Here is a 611-nt window from a genome sequence, read left to right as displayed (position 1 = left end):
GTCGTAGACCTCTTGGGACTGGATGGCCAGGGCCTGCTCTCGATTGGCCTCGAGCGCCTCGGCCCACAGGTCCAGCGTCCTGGCGTAGTGCAGCTGCAGCGACTGGACCCGGGTCAACTCGAAGCCCACCGTGACCCCGTACTCGCCGACGGTCTGGGGCGTCGGCAGCCACCCGCCGGGGAAAATCTCGGCCAGGATGAACTGCGAGAACTGGACGATCTCGTGGGTCAGCGTCATGCCCTTGGCCCGGGCATCCTTGAACGAGGGCCGAACGATGGTGTGCAGCAACATCACTCCGCCGGGCGGCAGCGCGTTGTAGGCCATCTTGAAGAAGCGCCCATAGCGCTGGCGCCCGAAGTGCTCGAACGCGCCGATCGACACGATGCGGTCCACCGGCTCGTGGAATTTCTCCCAGCCTTCCAGCAGCACCCGCCTGGTGCGGGCGGTGTCCATCTGGTCAAAGGACTTCTGCACGTGTTCGGCCTGGTTCTCCGACAGCGTCAGCCCGACGACGTTGACGTCGTATTTCTCGATGGCGCGCCGCAGGGTGGCTCCCCAGCCACAACCGATGTCCAGCAGCGTCATCCCGGGCTCGAGCTTCAGCTTTCCCA

The 611-nt window shown here is 65.3% G+C and carries 1 protein-coding gene; it reads right to left on the bottom strand.

Annotation, left to right across the window (positions count from 1 at the left end):
* A partial coding sequence (locus A5760_RS24860; RefSeq protein WP_064885823.1) for a class I SAM-dependent methyltransferase occupies nt 1-611 on the bottom strand: 611 nt, incomplete at both ends.

It is taken from the genome of Mycobacterium colombiense (assembly GCF_001665835.1).
GTDB classification, from domain to species: Bacteria; Actinomycetota; Actinomycetes; order Mycobacteriales; family Mycobacteriaceae; genus Mycobacterium; species Mycobacterium colombiense_A.
This window is presented reverse-complemented; position numbering and strand designations above follow the sequence as displayed.